Genomic DNA, 19,927 nt, shown 5'->3' with positions numbered 1-19,927 from the left:
TAGATAAAGAAGGTAATTTTGTGAGTGCAAATTTAATCGAGAGTAAGAGTTTTAGAGTCATTTTTACAGCTTTTCTAGCTTTCCTGGGTGGTTATGCTTTTGATAGCCTTGGAATATACTTGCCATGGATGCTTGGACCATTATTCGTCGTGATGATCGCGAAAGTGAAGTTAAGGAAGTACCTGTTATGGACTAAAACCTTTAGAAGTACTGGATTGGTCATTCTAGGTTTACAACTGGGCAGTTCATTCACGAAACAATCGTTAAATGAGATGTTTGAATATCTGCCTGTTATGCTTTTTACGACAATCGCAATCATTTCATTTACAGTGTTGACTGGCTGGTTTGTCGGGAAACGAATGAACTTATCCTTAGGCACATCCATGCTTGGTAGTTTTCCTGGAGGTCTTTCCCAGATGGTGGTCTTAAGTGAGGAAATGAAGGATAGTGATGAAACGGTTGTAGGTTTTATGCAAACACTTCGTGTCATCCTGGTGATATCCATTGTTCCTTGGATTGTAACACATGTAATGTCAGTTGAATCAGATGCGGTAATGGCCATACCGGAGCGGCCGTTTTTCTTATTTGAATATGATTGGAAATTAGCCATCATGATGTTGTTAACCTTGCTATTATTCATCTTCATCACAAAGAAAGCGAATTTTCCGCTCCCTTTTTTACTAGGACCTCTCATGGCTGCAGCACTATTCAATTTAGTAGGCCCAGGTGCCCCGCAGATTCCAGACTTTTGGTTGAACTTGTCACAATTGTTGATCGGCGCACATTTAGGCTACACACTGAAGGTTGATAATCCCCGACTTTTCAGAAAGATGTTCGGGGCCGTATTCGTAAGTAATGTTCTATTGATTGGATTTTGTTATTATCTTTCCATTCAGTTTGCCCCGATCCTATCTTTACAGGCGAATGAATTATTTTTGAGCATGGCGCCAGGCGGCGTCGCCGAAATGGCAGTCACAGCCATGTCTGTGCATGTGGATTTATCCGTTGTCACAAGCTTTCATTTATTCAGGATCTTATTCATTTTATTTTTTCTTTCACCCATCATAAAATGGTTGATAGGAAGAAAACAGGTAAAACAAGAACAGGGACAAAGCTGACGGGCTTTGTCCTTTTTTTCTTTTCGGAAAAACTGAAGAGTGAAAAGAACAAATGTCAGGTGTTATACGGAATTCACGAGTAAAATGCTGAAGCTCACGAGTAAACCCAAAAAATTTACGAGTAAAAACGCATATTCCAGACGTTATAAGAAAATTACGTACGGAACCAGCTTGTAATTCTATTCTCGAAAGAATATTGTGCCCGGACAAATGAAATGTGCTGTTTAATAAGCTCATGTAGGCAATAAAGTTGGTGGATTTTGTGATGATTTAATGAAAATTGGAATCGAATAGTAAAATAATCCTCACTTTTTTTGAATTTCATCCGATATAAGGAGGAGAAGTGACTTTAAATGAATGGGTGAGTATTATGGATATAACATCAGTTTTGGGCGTAGTTCTGGGTATTGTGGCCATCTTAGTCGGAATGGTGTTGAAAGGCGTTAGTGTAACGGCGTTGATTAACCCGGCGGCTATTTTGATCATTATTGTAGGGACGATAGCTGCTGTCGTAACGGCTTTCCCTTTGTCGGAATTAAAAAGACTACCAAAAATATTCAAGATTTTATTCTTTGAACAAAAATTGACAAAGCCTGAAGATTTAATAAAAACCTTTTCGGAATGGGCGGTCATTGCCAGGAAAGAAGGCTTATTGGCATTGGAAAGCATTTCGGATCAAGTGGATAATACCTTTTTGAAAAATGGCTTGAATCTTGCAGTCGAAGGTCAAAGTGCCGATTATATTCGTGATATTTTAGCAGAGGAAATAGACGCGATGGAAGAACGTCATTTAAGTGCGGCAGCGATTTTCAGTCAAGCCGGTACATACGCCCCGACGCTTGGCGTATTGGGTGCGGTAATCGGACTGATTGCTGCATTGGGTAATATGGCTGATACGGAGGCATTGGGACATGCCATATCTGCCGCGTTCGTCGCAACCTTGATGGGGATTTACACGGGGTATGTGTTATGGCATCCATTTGCCAATAAGCTCAAACGGAAATCGCGGCAGGAAGTCCGAATCAAAGAAATGATGATAGAGGGTATTTTATCGATCATCGAAGGGGAAGCGCCAAGAACGATTGAACAGAAATTAACATCATATTTGCCTGCTGGAGATCGTAAAAAGTGGTTAGAAGGCGATGTGAGAGAAGATGGCTAGGCGCAAAAAGAAACAAAGGCATGAAGAGCATATCGATGAATCATGGTTAGTTCCCTATGCTGATATATTAACATTGCTTCTCGCGCTTTTTATCGTCTTGTTCGCTTCAAGTTCGGTTGATGCAGTAAGGTTCCAGCAGTTGTCAAATGTATTTAACCAGGTTTTTACAAGCGGAACGGGTTTTATGGATTTCCCAAGTGATTCCCCTAGCAATGAGCCGACGTCACCAGAACAAAGAACAGGTGCAGAAGATCTTGAAAAGCTAGGGAAAAACGAGCAAGAAGAACTTATGGAAGTTCAGGAGCGTGTAAATGCCTACATCCAAAAGAATGATTTAACGGATAAATTGGGAACGAACCTTACGGATGAAGGCATGTTGATTTCAATTAGGGAAAACGTGCTGTTCGAATCGGGTGTGGCTGAGGTGAGAAGTGAAAACCGAAAAATCGCTAAGGAAATCTCGGATTTACTGGTCATGGATTTACTCAGAAACATTATCGTAAGCGGACATACCGATAATATTCCTATTAAAAATTACCAGTATGAATCCAACTGGGATCTGAGCGTGATGCGATCCGTGAATTTTATGAAACTTCTCCTCGAAAATAAAGAATTGGATCCCGAAATGTTCAGTGCTAAAGGACATGGGGAATTCAAGCCGGTTGCTTCTAATGAAACGAAAAAAGGAAGAGCGAAAAACCGGAGAGTTGAAATCCTAATTGTTCCACGGACAGCTATAAATGGGTGAAAACCTGTCAGGAATGGACGGGTTTTTCTTTTTGAAGGAGAATTTATGGAAAGAGAATATACAAATGTGATGGAAGAAATCGTTGTGACATGGGTGCAGGTTTTAATATCAGGTATGGAATACCAAACATTTTGTTCATGCAGGAAATGTAAAAATGACATCATCACATTATCATTCAATAACCTGCCTAATTACTATGTAACCACGGAAGAATGGCGGAAAAGGATATTTGGAAATTTGAATACAGAGGAAAACAGGAAATGGATCAATAAAAGAATCATCAATGCGATACACGTTGTTGGCCAGTATCCTAAACATTGATCAAAAGGCTGCCCTTATCTTTTTTCTGATATATAAAAAGGTGGATAGCAACGGCCGAAGGGATGTCGGAAAAATAGCGGTATTTTACTCATAAACAAAAGGGACAATCAATTATGTGTTTTATTTATGGTGGCAGAGGGAACATAAATAAAGTACAAAGTAGGTTCATTCGATCAAATATTGAGGAGATGAATTATTATGGGTAAAAATATCGCATGTGTAGTAACGAATATGTTTGAGGACTCGGAGTATAGTGAACCGGCAAAAGCATTTGAAGAAGCCGGCCATACGGTAACGACGATTGAAATGATAAAAGGGAAAACTGTTAAAGGGAAACAAGGGGAGGTAGAAGTCGAGATTGATGAAAGTATCGACTCGGTGAAACCAGAAAATTTCGATGCATTATTCATCCCCGGTGGGTTCTCGCCTGATCAACTGCGTGCTGACGGACGCTTCGTATCTTTCGCCAAATCGTTCATGGAGGATAAAAAACCTGTATTTGCTATCTGCCATGGACCGCAGTTGCTGATTACAGCCAAAACACTTGAAGGACGCCACGCAACAGGATATACATCCATTAAAGTCGATATGGAGTATGCAGGTGCCACATATTTGGACAAAGAGGTTGTGGTTTGCGGCAACCAGCTTGTAACCAGCAGGACACCCGAAGATCTTCCGGCATTTAACCGAGAATCGCTCAATTTATTGAAATAATGAAAAATCCCGGCAGCAGCCGGGATTTTTCATTTTAAAGGATTCATATACTTCCATCTTTGCAGTAAAATAAAAGGAGAGACGAATAAAAAAGGAAGTGTCATTATTGATCGTATTAAAATCTGCACGTGAAATTCAAGCGATGCATGAATCGGGTAAAATTTTGGCAGCTTGTCATAGGGAGATTGCAAAGTTGATTGTTCCTGGGGTGACAACATGGGAAATAGAAGAATTTGTTGAAGGGTTCTTAAAAAAACATGGTGCGAAGCCGGAACAAAAGGGTTACAAAGGGTATGAGTATGCGACATGCGCCAGCATAAATGAAGAAATCTGTCATGGTTTCCCTCGTAAGACCCCTTTGAAAAATGGAGATATCGTAACGATTGATATGGTCGTCAATTATAACGGGGCCCTTGCTGACTCTGCCTGGACGTATACGGTCGGTAAGGTTTCAAAGGAAACCGAACATTTAGTGCATGTGACGAAAGAATCTTTATATAAGGCGATTGAAGTATGTGTGGAAGGAAATCGGATTGGAGATATTGGTCATGCCATACAAACGTATGTCGAAGCTGAAGGCTTCTCTGTCGTTCGTGATTTCATCGGACACGGGATAGGAAATGTTATTCATGAAGAGCCGCAGGTTCCGCATTATGGACTGCCGAATAAAGGTCCGCGTCTTAAGGAAGGCATGGTATTCACCATCGAGCCAATGGTAAACGTAGGTACATATAAAGCAAGCCGGAATCCGAATGGATGGACGGCATCCACTGCAGATGGGAAATACTCGGCTCAATACGAGCATACGATTGCCATTACGAAAAACGGTCCGCTTATTCTGACCGAACAATGAACATAAAAAAACAGCATCGATTATGATGCTGTTTTTTCATTTTAATCAATTGGACGTTCCAATGAATACAAATCTTCTTCGATATTTCCTAATCTGTCCTCTATGACTTTTTTAGCATCTTTGATACCTTCATTATAAATAAAGGGAGCAATATTTTCGAAAATGAACTGCAAGTGATTTTCAGCAGCGATTTCTCCGATTTCCTTGCCATGTTCCTGATATACATATTCTTGGATACTTTCGATCATCTTACGGCGTTTTTCTATGGGAAATTGAATGAACATTGTGCACTCCTTCATATTTGTTCTAAAAACCATGCAATGAATTGATCCGAATCCAAAGGGAAGACGGGTACTGAAGCATGATTCCTGGTTCGTTCCAGGCATTCAGGCCAAGCCACCGCAGCTTTGACATTAGTAAGATGTTCCAATAACAGAAGGTCACTTTCTTCTTTGATTAAAATGACCTTAGGAAAGTCCTCCTGCTTATAACCTTCAATTAAAATCACATCAGGGAGAAATAGACACAGTAATTGAATCAGCTCAGTGATAGAGGCTTCCCCTTTGAAATTGCCGAGCAACTCGATCGTTCCATCTCCTTCAACAAGTGAAGCGGCCGCCCCTGCCTGAAAGTGTTTATTGGAATCCTTCATGCCAGTGACATCTGGTTTTCCGCCATGTCCATGATGTTTTAATACGGCTGTCTCTAATTTTGCTGCACGAAGCTTTTTGATAATATTCGTTATGAAGGTCGTTTTTCCTCTATTTTGGTAGCCAACCACCTGAAAAATAAAGGGCTTCACCAAGGCCATTTGCATCCTTCTTGGTCATCGAGAAGAAGGATGTCCACAAAATCTCCCGTTTGGAAACCACGGGTCCCCCCAGGTAAGACGGTCAGTGAATTGGCACCTGCCAAGCTTGTTGTAATATTGGATTTATCCACACCGCTAGGAATTACCTTCAACTGGCCGGATTCGTAAAATAATCGGGTCCGAAGCAGACGTGAGAATGGGTTGGGTTTTAAGAAGTCCTCTGCCAATTGTGCCGTCTCTTTTCGTAAATGCGGATGTTCAGAAAACAGCATGGTGCGGATGATCGGTCTTGCAAAAAGTTCAAAGCCGACATAACTGGCGGATGGATTGCCGGATAAACCGAATAAAAATTTGTTATTATATACCGCTACGGTCGTCACGCTACCGGGGCGCATGGCCACTTTGTTGAATAAGACATCAGCGCCAATTTTTTGATAAATATCCGGGAGAAGGTCAAAATCACCGACAGAAACTCCTCCTGTTGTAATGAGCAGATCCACTTCCTCCAAGGCAGTTGAAATGGCCTCGTAGCTTAATTTGAATTCGTCCTTAAGCTTTCCATAAAAACGGACTTCTCCTCCGGCCCTCCGAATTTGGGCGGAGATGGCATGTGAATTACTGTTGCGAATTTTCCCGGGCTGCAACGGTTCATTAACATCAAGAAGTTCCGAGCCCGTAGCGAATAATCCGACGACAGGCTTCATGGCAACTGGCACTTCGGCATAACCGAATGTTGCCAGCAAGCCGATGATCCCTGGATTGATAGCTGTTCCTTTTTTTACAAGAACATCGCCTTTCTTTGCATCCTCTCCTTGAAAAGAAACGTTTTCGCCTTCCTTAAGTGAGCGTTTAAATGATATGTACTTCTTTCCGTCTTTTTCGAATTCCTTCGTAAGCTCGAGCATGATTACGGCATCACACTCAGCTGGCATCTGAGCTCCAGTCATGATTCTTGCAACTTGATTTTTTTGTACAGGAATAGTCGATACCATACCCGCAGCCAACTCTTCAACCACTTCGAACTCGAGAGGGTTATTTATGGAACCTTCAGCTGTATCCTTGGACCTGAGGGCGAATCCATCATAGGGCGAGCGGTTAAAATGCGGAACATCATTTGTAGCTACTATATCTTGAGCCAAAAAACGGTCTTGGCTTTCCTCGAGGGGAATCAGTTCCACATGTCCTATTAATTTATGCTTCATCACTTTTTCCACTGCTTCTGCAATACTTATAGGCGTTCTTCTTTCTACCATGCTTACAACTCCTGTCGGTTTTCAATTTCTATATCAAATGTAGCAGAATTTTAAAAAAAATGAAAAAAATCCTCACCGGTATGGGAGGATTTGAATGTTACTTATTACGCAGTCTTCCAAGTTCTTCAGCGATCGCTTCCATTTCACGGACACTGAAATTCGTTTTTTTCATCACCATTGTATAAATATCGTGCAACTCTTCGTACATTTCAATATCAAAATGGGTCGATTTGATTGCACCGAAGTTCATCACTTTTAATTTATCCTTAATTGCTTCGATCATAAACTCGACACTTTCGGCTGTGTTTTGCGTTAAATCCAATTCCCTCATCCTTTCATACGTTCCTAAATTATTTTCATCTTTGCATGATTATCTCTAGAAGTCAATGAATATTCGGGTGGAAAACGAAGCTTGATTCCCGATTCACTTGGTCATCTCCCGCGTTTTAAAGTGAAAGAGTTTGGGAAAAGATAGGAAAAAACTTTTTTAAACATTGTATAATGGAGATAGCTACCATTATCCATCACTAATATATGAGGAGGAGGAGAATATATGAGCAACATTCGAGAAGAATATAAGTGTGCCAAGAAAAGTAAATTTATGCAAGCGGTCTTTATTGGGGCGTTAGCTGGGGCTGCGATAAGCCTTTTTGATAAGGATACGCGTAATTCTGTATTGGAAAACAGCAGAAGCTGCATGAGTAATATGAAAGAATTCGTGAAGAATCCCAATGGGGTGCTTAAACAAGTAAGTGAAACATCATCTAAGGTCCGTTCCACTGTTGAAAAAATTTCCGATGATGTATCCTTCATTTCCCAAAAGGTGGAGGAAATGAAAGACATTCCATCGCAAGTTGCCCAAGTGGTGATGGAGACGAAGGAAGTTTTTGCTGCAGAGGAAGAAGAGTCGTCTTCAAGTCAACAGGAACGTAATTCCTTAAATTAGAAAATGGGGTGGAGGTATGGCCAATAAAAAAGAATGGCTGAAAGGCTCATTCTTCAAGACATTCATAAAACGGTTACATGTGGATGATGTGTCGGGGCTTGCCGCACAGCTGTCTTATTTCTTCTTACTTTCCCTATTTCCGTTACTTATTTTTTTATTCACTTTATTGGCCTATCTGCCATTTTCCCAAGAAGATATATTAAACACCGTCCGTACATATGCGCCTGACGATTCGATGAATATCATTGAGGCAAACCTATCTGAAGTGATGGAAGCGAACGGGACTTTATTGTCGTTTGGTGTCATTGGAACGATATGGTCGGCCTCAAATGGGATGAATGCAATCATTAAAGCATTTAACCATGCATATGGTGTAAAAGAAAGTCGAACTTTCTTTATTTCCCGGGGAATGTCGATTCTTCTTACTTTAGCGATGATTTTTGTTTTTATTGTCGTTTTATTGCTGCCGGTATTCGGAAAACAGATCGGAGTATTCCTATTTGCCGAAATTGGACAATCCGATGAGTTTCTTACGATTTGGAACCAACTTCGCTGGGTGATCAGTACGCTTGTATTTTTAATTGTGTTCACCATCCTTTATTGGATTGCGCCAAACATAAAGCTGAAATGCATAACCGTAATGCCTGGAGCTATCTTTGCAACGGCAGGATGGAGTCTTGCTTCCTTTTTGTTTTCTTTTTATGTGGAGAACTTCGCAAATTATTCCGCAACATATGGAAGTCTTGGCGGTATAATCGTATTAATGATCTGGTTTTATTTATCAGGACTCATCATCATACTGGGCGGGGAAATAAATGCGCTCATAAGTGAAAGGGAAAAACCAGAATGTGTATGAGCTTCCTGGAGTTCCCGTAATAGCAAACTGACATGCTGCGGATACTATTCAAGAAATAACAACTTTAGAAGAGGAGGAGTTCTTTCATGAGTAAAAAGGATGGCAGCACAAAGCAAAAAGGAAAAAATAAAGGTTCGAACCATAAAACATCAGGTTCTGCAAACGGTAAGAACGGATATCACTAAATGAAAATATCATAAAAAAAGGGAGCCTTGGTAGGCTCCTTTTTCATGTTTAGTTTCTCAAAAGTCTTAAGCTGTTCAGTATAACGAGAATTGTACTTCCTTCATGGCCAATGACGCCATATGGGAGGTCTAGGAATTGAAGGAAATTGGATGCTATCAGGATCATGATGACCGAAATTGAAAAGATGACGTTTTGTTTAATGATTCGATTCATCTTCTTGGATAATTTGACTGCTTCCGCGATGCGCGGCAGGTCATTTTTCATCAGAACAACATCCGCTGTCTCCAAGGCAACATCCGTGCCTTCGCCCATTGCAATTCCGACAGATGCTGTTGCTAATGCAGGTGCATCATTGATGCCATCCCCAACCATTGCTACAGTGCCAAAATGTTCTTTCAGCCTTTTCACTTCCGTTACTTTGGTTTCTGGTAGGCATTCGGCAATATATGCATCAATATGGCTTTCCGACGCAATCGCTTTAGCGGTTTTTTCACCATCACCTGTCAGCATGACGGTATGGATGCCCTCATTTCTCAAAGCTTCGATGGCTGTAACGGTTTCTTCACGCACGACATCTTTCAAAGTGAGTATACCGGCAATCCCTTGATCATCTTTTGCATAAACGATTGTCTTACCTTGTTCAGCCAATGTCAGTGCAATGCCATTTTGGAATCGTTCTGCTTCACTGCGACCAACGAAATCAGCTTTTCCGACTTGCCAAAGCACGCCATTGATGTATGCTTGAACCCCATTACCTGAGATATCTTCCATGTTATCCGGTTTAATGAGGTCCTTTTGCAATTTCGTTTTGGCATAACGTACGATCGATGTTGCCAAAGGGTGATTCGAATAATTTTCAACAGATGCAATATGAAATAAGAAATCTTCTTCGTTTAAATCTTCGCGGATAATGACATCCGTTACCTCCGGTTTTCCTTTTGTCAATGTACCGGTTTTATCTAAAGCAATTGCCTGCAGGTTACCTAGATTCTCAAGATGGATGCCGCCTTTAAATAAGATGCCATGACGAGCACCATTTGAAATGGCAGAAAGTGTTGCCGGCATAATAGAGGCCACAAGTGCACAAGGAGAAGCGACAACGAGCAGGATCATCGCTCTGTAGAATGTTTCGGTCCAACTCCACCCCAATATGAAATGGGGTACGAACATCATTAAGCCGACAACCGTCAAAACCACTTTTACATAAGTCCCTTCAAACCGTTCAATGAACAGCTGGGAAGGGGACTTTTCACTTTGAGCGGATTGAACGAGGGTGATGATTTTTTGAAATAATGTTTCACTTGCTGGTTTGGTGATTTCCACGGTAATCGTACCACGGAGATTAACCGTTCCGGCAAAAACTTCATCATCCAATGATTTACTTACTGGTATGGATTCGCCAGTGATGGCGGCTTCATCGATATTGGTACGGCCGTCTGTGATTTTCCCATCTGAAGGAACTCTCTCACCTGGTTTCACTAAAATCAGATCCCCGACATGCAGCTGTGAAACGGATACGGTTTCTTCATATCCGTTTGTGATGCGCAGTGCTTCCTCAGGCTGTAAGTCCATAAGTGCCGAGATTTCTTTATGGCTTTTATTCATCGTGTATGTCTCAAGGGCACCGCTTAAAGCGAAGATGAAAATCAAAATGGCACCTTCCGTCCAGTATCCGATGACCGCAGAACCGATGGCCGCAAAAATCATCAGCATCTCAACATTCAATTCCCGGTCGGCAATCGTATCTTCTATGCCTTCTTTTGCCTTGGCATATCCTCCAATCAAGAAAGAGGCTAAGTATATGACAATGGAAGTGGACTCCATTCCGTTCTTTGAAAGGGCCCAGCCCAATACTATTAATAATCCGCTGAATAATGCAGCAATAAGTTCTAGATGAGGTTTGGCTTTTTCCAACCAAGAGGTTTTGCATGTAGCCGGTTGGGTTAAATGTTTAGTATCTGTAGTCATAAGATTCCCTCCCACATTCTTCTCTATTTTGTGTAAATGATATAGATTATCATTTGTATGATATCTAATTGAGAAAGATAATCAACGTCATTTCTCTGGATAAAATATGAAAGCTGCCACCGTAATTGCGATGACAGCAATGTTTTCAAAGGTTTATAAACTTGATGTCCCTTTTGTTATTATTATAATACCACATATCTTATTCAGAAATAAAGAATAATGATTCTAATCTAGTAAAAAATATAAAGTATCGCCTATCCAATATAGTCACTATTGATAAATACCGTTCAAATTGAATAATAAAAGAAGTAGTCCAGATAATAAACTATATTACATAACTGAAGCAGGCATTTTCTCCTTAAACAAAGCCAATGAAATGAAGACAAGGAAAAGCATGATACTGATCATGTAGAAAAAATTTCCACCTTGTATATGTTCAATAACCAGGCCGCCAAAGAATGGACCGCCGATGCTGCCGAGACTAAAGAAAATACTGCATAATAAATTTCCAGCAGGTAATAGGTTTCGAGGCAAAAGATCTGCCATATAACTGATTCCCAGCGAGAAAGTGGAACCAACCATCATTCCGCCAAACATAAAGCAGATGAAAATGCCAAGCACTGAAAAGGAGTAAATCCCTGCAAGAGTGAATATGGTAAACCCTGAAAAAAGGATCGTCAGCAAGGTCTTTCGCCTGCCAAAGCGGTCACTGATCATCCCCAAGGGAATCTGTGTAAGCAAAGTCCCCGCAGAAAATGCCGGAATGATGATGGATACTGCGGTTAAATCGATTCCGGAGCGCAGGGCGAATACAGGGAAATTGCTATTCAATGATGCTTCAAGCACGCCAAATGTGAAAGGAAGTAAAAAAGCGACCCAAGCTATGCGGCTCACTTTTGTAAACCTTTTGAGTGTGCCAAGGAATGATGTGCTTTCAGAATCATCTTGTTCAGGAAGCTCATTTCTAATAAGGAAAACAGTGGACCAAGTTAGAAGGCTAAGTATGGATGTGATGATGAAAGGCAAAGCCTGATTAATCTCGAGAAGTTTCGTCATCAGCGGGCCAACCATGAAGCCAAGACTGAAGAAAAGTCCATAAATGGCAAGATTCCTTCCGCGCTTTGCTATTGGTGAAATGGCAGTGATCCATGTCTGGGTAGCAAAGTGAAGTGTATGATCGCCGATTCCAATGAAGAAACGCAGTACGAACCAAAACCAGAATGATTTCCAAACAGGAAATAAGGCAAGTGATACAATGACCGTTATCCCGCCAAATAATATCAATGGCTTATACCCGTATTTACGGAGTGGGGCTTCCATAAAAGGAGAAATCAACAGAATTCCAATATAAAGGGAGGCTGCATGGAACCCGTTTAGGGATGAGCTAATTCCGTCATTTTCAAAAATGATGGCAATGATCGGCAGAAGCATCCCTTGAGAAAACCCCGATATGCCGACAATTAAGATTAAAACGCTAAAAAGCAATTTATTATTCATAAAATCATGTCTCCTAAGAAATGTATACCTTCTTGATGTTACATCTTAGGAAGAGGATTAAGCAATAGAAATTTGGGTAAATATTGACAAGTAAGAAGTGATGATAAAATTTTCCTTTGTCTTCGCACGAAGATTATGTATGATAGTTTTTGTTACATAAAAAGAACTATAGGATTGTGAGGAGAAGTATCGTGAATAAAATATTTTTGGGGCTTGTCCTGTTAGGCGTCCCTTTATCTGTCATTGGGTCATTATTACATTGGCCGAGTGTAATCATGTTCATAGTATATTGCTTAACAATCGTGGCGCTTGCAGGCTTCATGGGCCGGGCCACTGAAAGCTTAGCGATCGTAATGGGACCAAGGATTGGCGGTCTGTTGAATGCAACCTTTGGTAATGCAGTAGAATTGATCATATCCATCTTTTCATTAAAGGCGGGTCTTGTGGGTGTCGTGTTGGCGTCTTTGACTGGTTCCGTTTTAGGAAACTTATTGTTGGTGGCAGGACTTTCATTCTTTGTCGGAGGGACTAAATACAAACGGCAGAAATTTAATGTATTCGATGCCAGGCATAATGCCGGTCTAATGATTTTTGCAGTTATTGTAGCCTTCGTCATACCGGAAGTATTCACACAAAATATGAGTGAATCAAGCACGATGTCGCTAAGTGTCGGAATTTCCATTATTTTGATCTTATTATACCTAGCTGCATTATTCTTTAAATTGGTTACTCACCGCGGGGTATATCAGCATACGGAGAAACCCGAGGAACATGAAGAGGAAGTACCGGAGTGGAGCAGAAAAAAGGCAATTATAATACTTGCTGTCGCTACATTGGCTGTTGCGTACGTATCGGAAAAACTTGTCCATACTTTCAGCGAAGTAGGGGAAACCTTCGGATGGTCGGAGTTATTCATCGGTGTCATTATCGTTGCAATCGTAGGTAACGCGGCAGAGCATGCGTCCGCCGTCATAATGGCCTATAAAAATAAAATGGATGTCGCAGTGGAGATTGCCGTTGGTTCGACGCTTCAAGTAGCGATGTTCGTAGCTCCTGTACTCGTACTTATTTCGTTAATGTATCCAACTCATATGCCGCTTGTTTTCACAATGCCAGAACTGATATCAATGGTTACAGCAGTCTTTCTGATGATCATGATTTCAAATGACGGGGAAACGAACTGGTTTGAAGGCCTTACCTTATTGGCCGCTTACTTCATTATGGGAATTGGATTTTACTTATTATAAGAATGCAGGCCTTCCGATGTGGGAGGTCTTTCTTTTTATAAAATTAAAACATAAAAATGACTCTGCTCAGGTTAGATTTAGCAGAGTCATTTCTATATTAATAAATTACCATTCATAAGTTATTCCAAAATTTTTCATCATGCTTTTGTAAAAGTTGAGAAAATATTCTAGAGTGTCACACCATCCTTTTACATCAGATTTAAGTATAGGCGAATTCGTTTTCTGTCATCCTTTAAAAGGGTGTCATGGATTGTTCGATAAGCATACCTCCTGAAGGTTTAATAGGTATGAACGATTTCGCCTCCTTTTTATAATGTAAAATAAGTATAACCGATTTGAAAAGAAAAGTAAATATTCTGAACTTTACAAATTTATTACAAAATCGAAATCGGATTGAAATGTATAGAATGTTGGCTAAAAACAAAATCTATAAACAAAATGATTGAACCCCTCAAAAGGAGTGCGACAGCATGAGAAGAACTATTCTTATTACGATGATTGGCCTAATTGCCTTCATACAGGCGAATGTAAGTTTTGCAGCTGATATACCAGGAGACAAAGCAAGTCGGAATAAGGTGAATATCCCACCTTCCGTATTGAATATTACAAAGGAGAATACGTATCCGAACCCGACCCAGGATCTTCCGATGCTGCAGCCGAGTAAGTTTGCCGAACAATTGATCGATTCGTCGGATATCAAGATTGAAAATCCAGAACTCATCCATATGTTGAATGAATCGGCAATTGCAAAAGCTCCACTTGCTTTTGGTTACAGGGCGACCATTTACCTTGGCCATTGGGCATTGAATTATGAGTCTTCGGAATCGGCACCAAACTGGGAATACCAAAAGATCAATACGAATTACTATGATAATCGCGGGGGTGAAGTTCCATACAAGATCCGTTATGTCCAGGAAAGTCAGAAGGCAGTGAGTGGCGGTCTGACAGCGAAAATCCCTAAGGCAGAGGATGTTCAAAAGATGATGCTGTTAAAAGCCACTGAGAAAACGAATTTGCCATTGGCTTTTGAAACGATCATCGGAGCTGGTACGAAAAAAGATGAAGTATACAATGTTGCTTCAAATAGGATTGGTTACTTATCCAGTTATGCTTCCGCCGTCAATGAAAAAGGCAAGGTCACATATGGGGAAGTGTATTTGAACCTAAAAGGAAATAAAAGAACCATTACGATAAAGAATATCACTTCACAAGGCATCGGTGCGTGGATACCGGTTCAGGACCATGTTTCCTTCAGCTTTACAGTCTCGCAGCAACCCAGGTAAATTGAAAAACTCGCCGGATTGGCGAGTTTTTCTTCATATGGTTGACTTCCTGATCCTGAAGTCTTCCTTCGGGTAGTATGCATTTTTGACGAGAACATTTGGGCCTAGACATTTGACTGCCGGGCAGTGGCAATTCAATTCATTGGCCAGTTTCGAATTCATCCAAATGTCATAGGATTCGGTCAAGGGCTGGTCTTTGATATTTCCTAATGTAGGCGCGTCCCCGAAATCGGTCACGATCACTTCCCCGGTGAAAATATTGATGTTCAACCGGGAACGTCCATCAGGGTCATTTCGAACAGTCACTTTATGTGAACCATAAAGGCGTTGAAGCAGCTTTATATCCTCTTTACTATTATTGCAAGGATAAAATGGCAGGGTACCGAAAAGCATCCAAACATTTTCATCACGGATATCAAGCAAATGATGAATCGCTTCACGCATATTGTCCAATGATAAAGTTTCAAGTGCCGAAGCGAAATCGCTTGGATACATCGGATGAATTTCATGCCTTTGACATCCCATTTCATCGACGATCTGTCTGTGAATATGCTCAAGATGAGGTAATGTCCGTTTATTAAGCATCGTTTCTGCAGATACCAGCACACCAGCTTTTGTCAGGGCACGGGAATTTTCGATCATTTTATCAAATAGTTTCTTTCGCTGTTCCCGAGATGGTTTTCGGTCCATCATGGCAAAGCCGATATCAATGAATTCGTCAATCGTTCCCCAGTTATGGGAAATATGCAGAACATCCAAATAAGGAATGATTTCCTCATACCGTTCCAAGTCAAGGGTCAAATTGGAATTGATTTGTGTTCGGACCCCGCGGCTACGGGCATATTTCAATAGAGGCAAAACATAATTCCTCACTTGTTTTCTTGAAAGCATCGGTTCCCCGCCAGTGATGCTGAGCGAGCGAAGCAAAGGGATCTCATCAAGGCGCTGAATCAGTAATTCCAGCGGCAGTGCATCCGGGTCCTTGGGCTGAAGTGTGTAACCGACGGCACAATGCTCACAACGCATATTGCAAAGGGTGGTGGTGGTGAACTCCACGTTGGTGAGGCTGAGTTTTCCATATTGTTCAACGTCCATATATGCTTCCCAAGGATCATACTTGGGTGTAATTGGTGTTAAAAGATCTTGCTTGATTATTGACATATTTAAAACTCCTTACGTAATAATGCACTAACCCATTATGAACAATGGGGACAAAAATTGTCAAATGGCTGAGAGCTGTATTTATAGCTTGGCATTGCACTTTCAAGCAGATTTCGTTACGATGAAAGAAGAACGGAAGGAGAGTGCCTTATGGGAAAATCCATTACAGGTAAAAACGAACAATTAACATACTTAAAAGAACGCCTCACGATGTTCATGGAAGTTCTTGATCATATCGAACCGGAAAATACGGAGTTGGAAGATATAGACCGTTTAATCGGCATGATAGATGATTTGGAAGGCAAAGTGGAACAATTCAAAACCCGGGAAGACTAATATCTGTTTCGATAGTATGATTTTTTCAATGTTAATATTCATGAAGGGATGACGAGAAACCTGCGTCATCCCTTTTTAATATCAAATCTTCATCTTGGAAATGATTGGTGATGAAATTTGACTCATGGGCTATTTAAGGCGCTTTGATCATTTCTCTCCAAATTGCTGTTCATTAAGAAAAATAATTACTTGTTTTCGAAAGATTATGTTAGATGTATAATAAAACGGGTGTTGAATCATTCGCTATTTATAGAGAAGCAGGGAAATGATTAAATCTAATCTAGGGGAAATAAGAGGGGGAAGAGAAATTTGGATATTCAAAAATTCCAAGAAAGTATGTACAGTCTTATCGTTGAAACTTCAACGAATCTTCCAAAGGATGTTCGTCGTGCGGTCAAAAGTGCAAAAGAACGTGAAAATGCAGGTACTCGTTCTGCATTGAGCTTGGCCACCATCACGAACAATATTACAATGGCTGACGACAATGTATCACCGATTTGTCAGGATACTGGTCTGCCGACTTTCAAAATAAAAACTCCAGTTGGCGTGAACCAACTTGAAATAAAAGAAGCAATTCGAAATGCGATCATTTTAGCGACAAAAGGCGGAAAACTTCGTCCAAACGCGGTCGACTCTTTATCGGGTGAAAATAGCGGGGATAACCTTGGGGAAGGTCTTCCTGTCATTAAATTCGATCAATGGGAAAAAGACTATATTGATGTTCGTCTCATCTTAAAAGGGGGCGGCTGTGAAAATAAAAACATCCAATACAGTCTGCCTATGGAGCTTGAAGGATTGGGGAAAGCGGGCCGTGATTTGGACGGAATCCGTAAATGTGTCCTTCACTCTGTTTACCAAGCACAAGGACAAGGCTGCAGTGCCGGCTTCATCGGCGTTGGTATCGGAGGGGACCGTTCATCCGGATATGATCTGGCTAAGGCTCAACTTTTCCGCAGTAATGAAGATGTGAATCCGAATGAAGACCTTCGTAAACTTGAAGATTACATCATGAATACAGCTAATGAATTGGGAATCGGCACGATGGGCTTTGGCGGCGAAACTACACTGCTTGGATGTAAAATCGGTGTCATGCACCGTATTCCGGCAAGCTTTTTCGTATCCGTTGCTTACAACTGCTGGGCGTTCCGCCGTTTAGGAGTGAAAGTCAATCCTGAAACAGGCGAAATCAATGAGTGGTTATATCAAGAAGGCGAGAAAATCGACTTTGCTCTCGAAGCAGAAAAAGCAGCGAAGGATGAAGTGGCAGCCGCTGCAGAATCGGACGTTGAAGCTTCCCGTGAAATAACCCTGCAAGCACCAATCACGGAAGAACAAATCCGTGAATTAAAAGTTGGTGACGTAGTTCATATCAACGGCAGAATGTATACAGGCCGTGATGCCATCCACAAGCACTTATCTGAAAATCCTGCACCCATCGACCTAGATGGACAAATCATCTATCACTGTGGACCAGTTATGCTGAAGGACGAAGAAGGCAAATGGCATGTGAAGGCTGCCGGACCAACAACAAGTATTCGTGAAGAACCATACCAAGGCGATATCATGAAACGATTCGGCATCCGTGCAGTTATCGGTAAAGGCGGAATGGGACCAAAAACACTAGAAGCACTTAGTGAACACGGCGGCGTTTATCTAAATGCAATCGGCGGGGCTGCTCAATATTATGCTGACTGCATCAAATCCGTCGAAGGTGTGAACTTCACCGAATTTGGTATTCCAGAAGCGATGTGGCATCTGAATGTTGAAGGATTTACTGCCGTGGTTACCATGGATTCACATGGAAACAGCCTGCATAAAGACGTTCAGCAATCTTCATTGGAAAAATTGGCACAATTCAAAGAACCAGTATTTAAATAATTGTATGGAAAAAGACGCTCACCAAACGGTTGAGCGTCTTTTGCATATCTTACTCTTCGATTTCCGGCAGTGGATCGATCCTTGTTGCATCCTCTAAATTCAATCCACTTTTCACAAAATGAACAAACACTCCACCACTTAAACCAAGACAACCAATAAAGCCTATTGTGATAACCCATTCCAGCATTTTATTCCCCCCTTGCTAAATGTATATGAAAAAAAAGGCGAAAATTACCTCCGAAAAGTACAATCTTTTGGAATGGTCGCACATACATTAGAAGAGAAAGGGGGGATTTTCATGCAGAATAGCTACATCTTATTCTTTATCGCCGTGTTAACTGGTTTTGCTTTCATCCAACTTCCTGTGGCAAACACGATTTTCTCCGGTCTTGAAACATTCCTAGACGTAGTTGGAATTGTAATCGTTCTCATTTTCGCTATCGCCATTATTTGGAAGGCGGCACAAGCGTTATTTAAAGGATAAACAAAACATGGAGGGCCAATCCTTTTCGGAGGAAAGGCCTTTTTTTGCGTGTGATAAGGTTTGTCGGGAGAGACGTGAAATTAATTCGACCTACAGTGAGTATAATTCGACCGCAGCGAAAATTCGACCTTTTCAATATCATGCATATAAATCTCCATGTTCCAAACAATAAGAAAAAAGAACATGGGGGATATTCCAATGAAAAAAATGGTGATTTTAACCGCTTTTATATGCTTGATATGCTCTATGGCTAGCCCAGCTTTTGCAGAATCCTATAACTGGGGTTTCAATAAAGGGAAAAATGGGACACCTGCCGATGCCGGTAAAAAATTCAATGAAATGCTGCCTGAATATGAAGCGATTTATAAAGGGGATACAAAGAAAAAAGTCGTTTATTTAACATTTGATAACGGTTATGAAAATGGCTATACGGCCCAGATTTTAGATGTTCTGAAAAAACATGGTGCTCCTGGAGCTTTTTTTGTCACGGGACATTATTTAAAAACGGCACCTGAGCTTGTTGTCCGTATGGCTAATGAGGGGCATATCGTAGGAAACCATTCATGGAACCATCCGGATATGACCAGTGTGACGGACGATGTGATTCGCACGGAGCTTGAACGGGTAAAAAGAGAAACGGAAAAATTAACGGGGCAAAAGGGAATGAATTACTTAAGGCCGCCTCGTGGGGTGTTTAATGAGAGAACAATGAGGATCGCAAAAAAAGAAGGGTATTACCACATCTTCTGGTCACTGGCATATAAAGATTGGATTGTTGATCAACAAAAGGGTGCCGCGTTCGCACACGATGAAGTGCTGAAGCAGATTCATCCCGGCGCGATTTTATTACTGCATACCGTATCGAAGGATAATGCGGAAGCGTTGGACTCGATTCTGACGGATCTTGAAAAACAGGGGTACACATTCAGTAGCCTTGATGATTTAATGATTGAGAAACAGTTGCCTAACCGAATGCTTTATTAAAATGAGAAGCGGGTCCTGTAGTAATAATTCAGGTCCCGCTTTTATCCATTCTCCTCAATTTCAAGTAATATTTCAGGAAACATGCTATAATATGTGGAAAACTGCTAAAGGATGGATCGCT

The 19,927-nt window shown here is 41.1% G+C and carries 22 protein-coding genes; 14 read left to right on the top strand and 8 right to left on the bottom strand.

Translation table 11 applies throughout. The features are described 5' to 3' along the window. The first annotated feature begins 20 nt into the window (after positions 1-20). From BS1321_RS09505 to map, 6 genes are all read left to right on the top strand, one after another. A complete protein-coding gene (locus BS1321_RS09505; protein WP_063234695.1) occupies positions 21-1,118 on the top strand; it encodes an AbrB family transcriptional regulator in 1,098 nt (365 codons plus the stop codon). Positions 1,119-1,488: 370 nt separating this feature from the next. Then, complete coding sequence (gene motA, locus BS1321_RS09500) at positions 1,489-2,280, top strand: flagellar motor stator protein MotA (RefSeq protein ID WP_063234846.1); 792 nt, start codon at positions 1,489-1,491, stop codon at positions 2,278-2,280. Further along, on the top strand, positions 2,273-3,028 hold the full coding sequence (motB, locus tag BS1321_RS09495; protein ID WP_063234696.1) for a flagellar motor protein MotB: 756 nt from the start codon (positions 2,273-2,275) through the stop codon (positions 3,026-3,028). The genes motA and motB overlap by 8 nt, the downstream gene beginning before the upstream one ends. 45 nt (positions 3,029-3,073) lie before the next feature. Continuing rightward, entirely contained in the window at positions 3,074-3,349 is a 276-nt protein-coding gene (locus tag BS1321_RS09490) for a late competence development ComFB family protein (protein ID WP_063234697.1), read from the top strand. A gap of 198 nt (positions 3,350-3,547) precedes the next feature. Beyond that, positions 3,548-4,063, top strand: a complete 516-nt coding sequence (locus BS1321_RS09485) for a type 1 glutamine amidotransferase domain-containing protein (RefSeq protein ID WP_063234698.1) — start codon at positions 3,548-3,550, stop codon at positions 4,061-4,063. 106 nt (positions 4,064-4,169) lie between these two features. After that, positions 4,170-4,916 carry a type I methionyl aminopeptidase gene (gene map / locus BS1321_RS09480; RefSeq protein WP_063234699.1) on the top strand — a complete coding sequence of 249 codons (747 nt, stop codon included), beginning with the start codon at positions 4,170-4,172 and terminating at the stop codon, positions 4,914-4,916. A gap of 41 nt (positions 4,917-4,957) precedes the next feature. On the opposite strand, the gene BS1321_RS09475 is transcribed toward map, so the two are convergent. The 4 genes from BS1321_RS09475 to BS1321_RS09460 all read right to left on the bottom strand — a co-directional run bounded on the left by BS1321_RS09475 (position 4,958) and on the right by BS1321_RS09460 (position 7,302). Then, a complete protein-coding gene (locus BS1321_RS09475; protein WP_063234700.1) occupies positions 4,958-5,200 on the bottom strand; it encodes a DUF2164 domain-containing protein in 243 nt (80 codons plus the stop codon). An 11-nt stretch (positions 5,201-5,211) separates the two neighbouring features. Further along, positions 5,212-5,727, bottom strand: coding sequence for a molybdopterin-guanine dinucleotide biosynthesis protein B (mobB, locus tag BS1321_RS09470; protein ID WP_063234701.1), 516 nt, complete (start codon positions 5,725-5,727; stop codon positions 5,212-5,214). Then, positions 5,715-6,980 carry a molybdopterin molybdotransferase MoeA gene (locus tag BS1321_RS09465; RefSeq protein ID WP_063234702.1) on the bottom strand — a complete coding sequence of 422 codons (1,266 nt, stop codon included), beginning with the start codon at positions 6,978-6,980 and terminating at the stop codon, positions 5,715-5,717. The genes mobB and BS1321_RS09465 overlap by 13 nt, the downstream gene beginning before the upstream one ends. A 97-nt stretch (positions 6,981-7,077) precedes the next feature. Beyond that, positions 7,078-7,302, bottom strand: coding sequence for a DUF1128 domain-containing protein (locus BS1321_RS09460; RefSeq protein WP_034305672.1), 225 nt, complete (start codon positions 7,300-7,302; stop codon positions 7,078-7,080). Between the two features lie 231 nt (positions 7,303-7,533). Between BS1321_RS09460 and BS1321_RS09455 the strand changes: the two genes are divergently transcribed. Together BS1321_RS09455 and BS1321_RS09450 are read left to right on the top strand one after the other, a co-directional pair. Then, entirely contained in the window at positions 7,534-7,926 is a 393-nt protein-coding gene (locus BS1321_RS09455; protein ID WP_063234703.1) for a YtxH domain-containing protein, read from the top strand. A 16-nt stretch (positions 7,927-7,942) separates the two neighbouring features. Beyond that, positions 7,943-8,782, top strand: coding sequence for a YihY/virulence factor BrkB family protein (locus tag BS1321_RS09450; RefSeq protein WP_063234704.1), 840 nt, complete (start codon positions 7,943-7,945; stop codon positions 8,780-8,782). A gap of 234 nt (positions 8,783-9,016) precedes the next feature. Here BS1321_RS09450 and BS1321_RS09445 read toward each other — a convergent pair whose 3' ends face one another. Both BS1321_RS09445 and BS1321_RS09440 read right to left on the bottom strand, forming a co-directional pair. Further along, positions 9,017-10,936, bottom strand: a complete 1,920-nt coding sequence (locus BS1321_RS09445; protein WP_063234705.1) for a heavy metal translocating P-type ATPase — start codon at positions 10,934-10,936, stop codon at positions 9,017-9,019. A gap of 330 nt (positions 10,937-11,266) precedes the next feature. After that, positions 11,267-12,433 (bottom strand): MFS transporter, encoded by a 1,167-nt coding sequence (locus BS1321_RS09440; RefSeq protein ID WP_063234706.1) that lies wholly within the window; start codon positions 12,431-12,433, stop codon positions 11,267-11,269. Between the two features lie 188 nt (positions 12,434-12,621). Here BS1321_RS09440 and cax point away from each other — a divergent pair, with 188 nt between their 5' ends. Beyond that, positions 12,622-13,680: a calcium/proton exchanger gene (gene cax / locus BS1321_RS09435; RefSeq protein ID WP_063234847.1), complete on the top strand. Its 1,059-nt coding sequence runs from the start codon at positions 12,622-12,624 to the stop codon at positions 13,678-13,680. 470 nt (positions 13,681-14,150) lie between these two features. Continuing rightward, positions 14,151-14,963 carry a YfkD famly protein gene (locus BS1321_RS09430; RefSeq protein ID WP_063234707.1) on the top strand — a complete coding sequence of 271 codons (813 nt, stop codon included), beginning with the start codon at positions 14,151-14,153 and terminating at the stop codon, positions 14,961-14,963. 33 nt (positions 14,964-14,996) lie between these two features. Here BS1321_RS09430 and yfkAB read toward each other — a convergent pair whose 3' ends face one another. Then, the gene (gene yfkAB, locus BS1321_RS09425) at positions 14,997-16,124 is read right to left on the bottom strand and encodes a radical SAM/CxCxxxxC motif protein YfkAB (RefSeq protein WP_063234708.1); all 1,128 of its coding nucleotides are present in this window, start codon (positions 16,122-16,124) and stop codon (positions 14,997-14,999) included. Between the two features lie 150 nt (positions 16,125-16,274). On the opposite strand from yfkAB, the gene BS1321_RS09420 reads away from it, so the two are divergent. Further along, a complete protein-coding gene (locus BS1321_RS09420; RefSeq protein WP_034305661.1) occupies positions 16,275-16,460 on the top strand; it encodes an SE1561 family protein in 186 nt (61 codons plus the stop codon). 309 nt (positions 16,461-16,769) lie between these two features. Beyond that, the gene (locus tag BS1321_RS09415) at positions 16,770-18,338 is read left to right on the top strand and encodes a fumarate hydratase (protein WP_063234709.1); all 1,569 of its coding nucleotides are present in this window, start codon (positions 16,770-16,772) and stop codon (positions 18,336-18,338) included. Positions 18,339-18,387: 49 nt separating this feature from the next. On the opposite strand, the gene BS1321_RS27835 is transcribed toward BS1321_RS09415, so the two are convergent. Beyond that, the gene (locus tag BS1321_RS27835; protein ID WP_169803983.1) at positions 18,388-18,525 is read right to left on the bottom strand and encodes a hypothetical protein; all 138 of its coding nucleotides are present in this window, start codon (positions 18,523-18,525) and stop codon (positions 18,388-18,390) included. Positions 18,526-18,636: 111 nt separating this feature from the next. On the opposite strand from BS1321_RS27835, the gene BS1321_RS09410 reads away from it, so the two are divergent. After that, on the top strand, positions 18,637-18,822 hold the full coding sequence (locus BS1321_RS09410; protein WP_063234710.1) for a hypothetical protein: 186 nt from the start codon (positions 18,637-18,639) through the stop codon (positions 18,820-18,822). A gap of 198 nt (positions 18,823-19,020) precedes the next feature. Beyond that, a complete protein-coding gene (gene pdaA, locus BS1321_RS09405; RefSeq protein WP_063234711.1) occupies positions 19,021-19,806 on the top strand; it encodes a delta-lactam-biosynthetic de-N-acetylase in 786 nt (261 codons plus the stop codon). Positions 19,807-19,927 lie beyond the last annotated feature (121 nt).

Origin of the sequence: Peribacillus simplex NBRC 15720 = DSM 1321 (genome assembly GCF_002243645.1) — a bacterium.
Taxonomy (GTDB): domain Bacteria; phylum Bacillota; class Bacilli; order Bacillales; family DSM-1321; genus Peribacillus; species Peribacillus simplex.
The sequence above is the reverse complement of the archived record's forward strand: the minus strand, read 5'-3'. Positions and strand labels throughout refer to the sequence as shown.